Annotated in this window: 6 protein-coding genes; 2 read left to right on the plus strand and 4 right to left on the minus strand. The window is 74.8% G+C overall.

Features of this window, described 5'->3' with window-relative positions:
• Window positions 1-18 precede the first annotated feature (18 nt).
• Window positions 19-1155: a molecular chaperone DnaJ gene (gene dnaJ, locus ACFF45_RS16925; RefSeq protein ID WP_381346879.1), complete on the minus strand. Its 1137-nt coding sequence runs from the start codon at window positions 1153-1155 to the stop codon at window positions 19-21.
• Window positions 1156-2172: a heat-inducible transcriptional repressor HrcA gene (gene hrcA, locus ACFF45_RS16930; protein WP_381346880.1), complete on the minus strand. Its 1017-nt coding sequence runs from the start codon at window positions 2170-2172 to the stop codon at window positions 1156-1158.
• 161 nt (window positions 2173-2333) lie between these two features.
• Here hrcA and ACFF45_RS16935 point away from each other — a divergent pair, with 161 nt between their 5' ends.
• Both ACFF45_RS16935 and ACFF45_RS16940 read left to right on the plus strand, forming a co-directional pair.
• Window positions 2334-3080 carry an MBL fold metallo-hydrolase gene (locus tag ACFF45_RS16935; RefSeq protein ID WP_381346881.1) on the plus strand — a complete coding sequence of 249 codons (747 nt, stop codon included), beginning with the start codon at window positions 2334-2336 and terminating at the stop codon, window positions 3078-3080.
• A gap of 29 nt (window positions 3081-3109) precedes the next feature.
• Window positions 3110-3913: a DUF3097 domain-containing protein gene (locus tag ACFF45_RS16940; RefSeq protein WP_381346882.1), complete on the plus strand. Its 804-nt coding sequence runs from the start codon at window positions 3110-3112 to the stop codon at window positions 3911-3913.
• 123 nt (window positions 3914-4036) lie between these two features.
• Here the strand turns inward: ACFF45_RS16940 and hemW are convergent, their stop codons facing one another.
• Window positions 4037-5269 carry a radical SAM family heme chaperone HemW gene (hemW, locus tag ACFF45_RS16945; RefSeq protein WP_381346883.1) on the minus strand — a complete coding sequence of 411 codons (1233 nt, stop codon included), beginning with the start codon at window positions 5267-5269 and terminating at the stop codon, window positions 4037-4039.
• Between the two features lie 27 nt (window positions 5270-5296).
• The coding region (locus ACFF45_RS16950; RefSeq protein ID WP_381346884.1) for a PP2C family protein-serine/threonine phosphatase at window positions 5297-6558 on the minus strand (1262 nt) is incomplete at its 5' end.

A 6558-nucleotide genomic window follows, 5' to 3' on the forward strand; every position in this document is an offset into this window, starting at 1 on the left:
CACCCACGACTCGCGCCGTCAGCGCCCGTTGAACGCGTCCTTCAACCGCGAGAACAGCCCTTGCTGACCGGGCTGGAACTGGCCCTGGGGCCGTTCCTCGCCACGCAGCTTGGCCAGCTCGCGCAGGAGTCGCTCCTGCTCCACGTCCAGCTTGGTCGGGGTCTGGACCTCGACGTGCACGATGAGGTCGCCGCGCCCGCCGCCGCGCAGGTGCGTGACGCCCCGGCCGTGCAGCGGGATCGACTGGCCGGACTGGGTGCCCGGGCGGATGTCGACCTCCTCCAGGCCGTCCAGGGTCTCCAGCGGCACCTTGGTGCCGAGGGACGCGGCCGTCATCGGGATGGTGACCGTGCAGTGCAGGTCGTCACCGCGCCGCTGGAAGGTCGGGTGCGGCAGCTCGTGGATCTCGACGTACAGGTCGCCGGCCGGGCCGCCACCGGGCCCGACCTCGCCCTCACCGGCGAGCTGGATGCGGGTGCCGTTGTCGACACCGGCCGGGATCTTCACCGTCAGGGTGCGGCGGGACCGGACGCGGCCGTCGCCCGCGCACTCCGGGCACGGGGTCGGGACGACCGTGCCGAAGCCCTGGCACTGGGGGCAGGGGCGCGAGGTCATGACCTGGCCCAGGAAGGACCGCGTGACCTGCGAGACCTCACCGCGGCCGCGGCACATGTCACAGGTCTGCGCCGAGGTCCCCGGCGCCGCGCCCTCACCGCTGCAGGTGGAGCAGACGATGGCCGTGTCGACCTGGATGTCCTTCGTGGTGCCGAAGGCCGCCTCGTCCAGCTCGATCTCGATCCGGATCATCGCGTCCTGGCCCCGGCGGGTGCGCGAGCGCGGCCCGCGCTGCGACGCCGTGCCGAAGAACGCGTCCATGATGTCCGAGAAGTTCCCGAAGCCGCCCGCGCCGAAGCCGCCCGCGGCACCCGCGCCGGCCTGCGACAGGGGGTCGCCGCCGAGGTCGTAGACCTGCTTCTTCTGCGGGTCCGAGAGCACCTCGTAGGCGGCGTTGATCTCCTTGAACCGCTCCTGGGTCTTCGGGTCCGGGTTGACGTCCGGGTGCAGCTCGCGCGCGAGCCGCCGGAAGGCCTTCTTGATCTCTTCCTGCGACGCGTCGCGGCGCACGCCGAGAACGGCGTAGTAGTCCGTGGCCACTTACGACTCCGCCAGGATCTGTCCGACGTACCGTGCCACTGCGCGTACCGCTCCCATCGTTCCCGGGTAATCCATGCGGGTCGGTCCGACCACGCCGAGCTTGGCGACTGCCTCGCCGCCCGAACCGTAGCCGACCGACACCACCGACGTGGAGTTGAGTCCCTCGTGGGCGTTCTCGTGCCCGATGCGCACGGTCATGCCCGAATCCTTCGCCTCGCCCAGCAACTTGAGGAGCACCACCTGCTCCTCCAGCGCCTCCAGCACCGGCCGGATGGTGAGGGGGAAGTCATGTCCGAAACGGGTGAGATTGGCCGTACCGCCGATCACCAGCCGCTCCTCCGTCTCCTCGACGAGCGTCTCCAGCAGGGTGGAGAGCACCATCTGGACCGTACCGCGGTCCTCGGCCTCGAAGGCCTCCGGCAGATCCTGCACCAGTTGCGGCACGTCCGTGAAGCGGCGGCCCGCGACCCGGCTGTTCAGCCGCGCCCGCAGGTCCGCCAGCGACGACTCGCCGAACGGCGCCGGGCAGTCCACCATCCGCTGCTCCACCCGGCCGGTGTCGGTGATCAGCACCAGCATCACCCGCGCGGGGGCCAGCGACAGCAGCTCCACGTGCCGCACGGTGGACCGGGTCAGCGACGGGTACTGCACGACGGCGACCTGCCGGGTCAGCTGGGCGAGCAGCCGCACGGTGCGGGTCACCACGTCGTCCAGGTCGACGGCGCCGTCGAGGAAGTTCTGGATCGCGCGCCGCTCCGGCGCGGTCAGCGGCTTGACCTCGGCCAGCTTGTCGACGAAGAGCCGGTAGCCCTTGTCCGTCGGGATGCGCCCGGCACTGGTGTGCGGCTGGGCGATGTACCCCTCGTCCTCCAGGGCCGCCATGTCGTTGCGGACGGTGGCCGGGGAGACGCCGAGGCTGTGCCGCTCGGTGAGCGCCTTGGAGCCGACCGGCTCCTCGGTTCCGACGTAGTCCTGGACGATCGCGCGCAGGACCTGAAGCCTTCGTTCACTGAGCATCCGCGCACACCTCCAGCACGTCGTCCCCTTGCCGCTCCCCCTGGCACTCGACGCCCGCGAGTGCCAGCCTTACCGGCCCAGTGTACGGCCGTCGGGTACGCCCCCGGCAAGGCCGGTCCCGCCGGGTCGTGCGGGGCGGGGCGTACCGCTAGCGTCGCCGTATGAGCGTGACTTGGGAAGAGGTGGGCTGGGAGCGGCTCGCGACCGGCGTCGGGCGCTGCCGCCTCCCGGACTGGGACTGCACGGTGGGGCTGGTGGTCGGCCGGGGCGCGGCGCTGCTGATCGACGCCGGTTCGAGCCTCGCGGAGGGGGCTCGGCTGCGGACGCAGGCGGAGGAGCTCGCCGGCCGGCGTGTGACCCATCTCGCGCTCACCCACCCCCACTTCGACCACGTGCTGGGCGCGGCCGCGTTCGCCGGGGCGGAGGTGTTCGGCGCGGTCGGCGTCGACGCCGTGCTCGGCGGCCGGCGCGGCCGTGAGGAGCTGCGCGCGGACGCCGTCCGCCACGGCCTCGACGCGGCGGCGGCCCAGGAGGCGGCCGACACGCTGGTCCCGCCCCGCCACCACGTCTCCGGCGAGTGGACCCTCGACCTGGGGCCCGGCCGCCAGGTGCTGCTGGCGAACGTGGGGCCGGCGCACACGGCGTACGACCTGGCGGTCCTGGTGCCGGGCGGAGGTCCGGGCGACCGCGAGGTGGTCTTCTGCGGCGACCTGGTCGAGGAGTCGGGCGAGCCGCAGGCGGGGCCGGACGCGGTGCCGGCGCACTGGCCGGACGCGCTGGACCGGCTGGTGGGCTTCGGCGGCGAGGACGCGCTGTACGTGCCCGGCCACGGAGCGGTGGTGGACGCGGCGTTCGTACGGCGCCAGCGCGACGCCCTGGCCGCGCGGTTCGGCGTGTCGCACGGGTGACGCGTACAGCTGTCCATATCGTCGGGCGAATGCGCCAGTACTCTCCGGACCTGACCCCGCCGTGGAAGAAGCCCCAGCCCGTCCCGGAGGTCGCCGCGGAGCCCGGCCTGGTGGTCGAGGAGCCCGGCACCGGTTTCTGCGGCGCGGTCGTCCGCTGCGAGGCGGGCACGGTGACCCTGGAGGACCGCCTCGGCAAGCACCGGGTCTTCCCGCTGGAACCGCGGGGCTTCCTGCTGGAGGGCCGCGTGGTGACGCTGGTGAGGCCCGCCTCCGGACCGGCCCGCCCGGCCCGCACCGCCTCCGGGTCGGTCGCCGTGCCCGGCGCCCGCGCGCGGGTGGCCCGGGCCGGCCGCATCTATGTCGAGGGCCGGCACGACGCCGAGCTCGTCGAGCGGGTCTGGGGCGACGACCTGCGCGTGGAGGGCGTGGTCGTGGAGTACCTGGAGGGCGTGGACGACCTGCCGTCGATCGTGGAGTCCTTCGCGCCGGGCCCGGACGCCCGGCTGGGCGTCCTGGTCGACCACCTGGTGCCGGGCTCGAAGGAGTGGCGGATCGCACAGGCGGTGACGAGCGAGCACGCCCTGGTGGTGGGCCATCCGTACGTCGACGTCTGGCAGGCGGTGAAGCCGGCGTCGCTGGGGATCGAGGCGTGGCCCCGGGTGCCGCGCGGGCAGGACTGGAAGACGGGCGTGTGCCGGGCACTGGGCTGGCCGGAGAACACCGGCGCGGCGTGGCAGGGGATCCTGTCGCGGGTGCGCTCCTACAAGGACCTGGAGCCGGAGCTGCTGGGCCGCGTGGAGGAGCTGATCGACTTCGTCACGGCACCCGCGTAGGGCGTACCCGGACGGCCTCGCCGGTCCACCGACACGGGGCGTCTCCGGGCGGCCTCATCACGGCACCTCCTCGGGGCGCGTCTCCGGGCGGCCTCGCCGGTCCGGCCCCGGGCGGCGGCCTCGTCAGTCCACGAGGTCGCGCACCACGGCGTCGGCGAGCAGCCGCCCGCGCAGGGTCAGCGCCGCCCGGCCCGCCGCGTACTCCGGCTCCCGCAGGAGCCCGTCCGCCAGGGCCCGCCGGGCGGCCGCGCGGCCCCGCTCCCGGAGCAGTGACAGCGGCACGCCGTCCCGCAGCCGCAGCTCCAGCAGGACGCGCTCCACGCGGCGGTCCTCGTCGGTCAGCAGCTCGCGGCCGGCGCCCGGGGAGCGGCCGGCCGCCAGGGCGGCGGCGTAGGCGCCGGGGTGCTTCACGTTCCACCAGCGCACGCCCCCGACGTGGCTGTGCGCGCCCGGCCCCGCGCCCCACCAGTCGGCGCCCCGCCAGTACAGCTCGTTGTGCAGGCAGCGGGCGGCGTCCGAGGTGGCCCAGTTGGACACCTCGTACCACGCGTAACCGGCGTCGGACAGCCGCTCCTCGGCGATGAGGTACCGGTCGGCGTGCACGTCGTCGTCGGTCATCGGCACCTCGCCCCGGCGGATCCGCCGGGCCAGCTGCGTGCCCTCCTCGACGATCAGCGCGTACGCGCTGACGTGGTCCGGGCCCGCGCCCAGCGCCGCGTCCAGCGAGGCCCGCCAGTCGTCGTCGGACTCCCCCGGCGTGCCGTAGATCAGGTCCAGGTTCACGTGCTCGAACCCGGCGGCCCGTGCCTCCGCGACGCACGCCTCGGGGCGGCCGGGGGTGTGCGTGCGGTCCAGCACCCGCAGCACGTGCTGCCGGGCGCTCTGCATCCCGAAGGAGACCCGGTTGAAGCCGCCCTCCCGCAGGGCCGCGAGGTACGCCGGGCCGACCGACTCCGGGTTCGCCTCCGTGGTGACCTCGGCGTCCGCCGCCAGCCCGAACTCCTCGCGGACCGTCCCCAGCATCCGGACGAGGTCGTCCGCGGCCAGCAGCGTCGGCGTGCCGCCCCCGACGAAGACCGTCCGGACCTCGCGCGGATCGTCGCCGAGCACCTTGCGGGCCAGCCGGATCTCGTCGACGAGGGTGCCGGCGTAGTTGTCGCGCGAGGCGAGCACGCCGCCCGTGCCGCGCAGCTCGGTCGCCGTGTAGGTGTTGAAGTCGCAGTAGCCGCAGCGGGTCGCGCAGTAGGGCACGTGCAGGTAGAAGCCGAGGGGCCGGTCCGCGGCCCCGGCGAGCGCGGCCGGGGGCAGGGCGCCGTCGTGGGGGACGGGCTCGCCGTCGGGAAGTGCGGAAGGCATGTCCCCCATTGTCCCGTACGCGGCGCGTCACTCGGCCTGGAGCACCAGCAGCGCCAGATCGTCCTCCGGCGGCCGCCCGCCGAACTCGTGCACCAGCCGCCTGATCCGCTCGGCGATCAGCTCCGCGCTCATCCCGGCGCATCCCGCCAGCGCCGCCGCCAGCCCGTCCTCGTCGTCGAACTGGCGCGTGCCGCTGCGCCGCTCGGTGACCCCGTCCGTGACGCACAGCAGGGTGTCACCGGCCCGCAGCTCGAAGCTCTCGCTGGTGTAGGTCTCGTCCTCGACGACCCCGAGCAGGGTCTGCGGCCGCGCGACCGTGCGGACATCGCCGTCCGGGCCGAGCAGCAGCGGCAGCGGGTGCCCGGCGGAGGCGACGGTGCAGCGCACGCCGCCGTCGAAGGGGACGAGCTCGCCGTAGAGCAGCGACAGGAAGCGGGTCTGCGGGCCGTCGCCGGGGCCGGCGGGGCCGATCAGGGCGCGGGCGGCCGCGTCGGCGGCCTCCGTCGCGTCGTCGAGGAGGAGCTGGTTGAGCCGGTCGAGGACGTCGGCGACGCGGTAGCCCTCGCGGGCCAGCAGCCGCAGCCAGGGGCGGGCCAGCCCGATGACGACGGCCGCCTCGGGGCCCTTGCCCTGGACGTCGCCGACGGCGAAGCACCAGCGCCCGTCGCCCGCCGGGAAGAGGTCGTAGAAGTCGCCGCTGGGGCCGCCCTTGTCGCAGGGCTCGTACACGAGCGCGCTGCGCACGCCGGGGATCTGCGCCACCGCCCCGGGCAGCAGCCCGCGCTGGAGCACGGCGCTGATGGTGGCCTGCCGGGCGTACTGCCGGGCCGCCCCGATGGCCAGCGCCACCCGGCGGCTGAGGTCCTCGACGAGCCCGGTGATCTCGTCCGGGAAGCCCGCGACGCCGGCCCGCCCGATGACGAGCGAGCCCAGCGGCCGCCCGCCGGCGACGAGCCGGTAGGCCAGGGCGGCGCCACCGGGGGTGGGGGCGGCGGGGCCGAGGGGCGTGCTGCCGGGGATGGGGGCGGGGGCGGAAGGGGTGTCATCGGGGGCGGGAGCGGAGCCGAAGGGCGTGTCGTCGGGGACAGGGGTGGCGGCGGGGACGAAGGGCGTACCGTCGGCAAGGGGGACGGCGGCGGGGCCGACGAGGGTGTCGCCGGGGGCGGCCGAAGCGAAGGGCACGTCACCGGCCGCGGGAACAGCGGCCGAAGCGAAAGGCACGTCACCGGCCGCGGGAACAGCGGCCGAAGCGAAGGACACGTCACCGGCCACGGGAACAGCGGCCGAAG

The sequence above is a fragment of the Streptomyces cinereospinus genome (assembly GCF_042430725.1).
Taxonomy (GTDB): Bacteria; Actinomycetota; Actinomycetes; order Streptomycetales; family Streptomycetaceae; genus Streptomyces; species Streptomyces cinereospinus.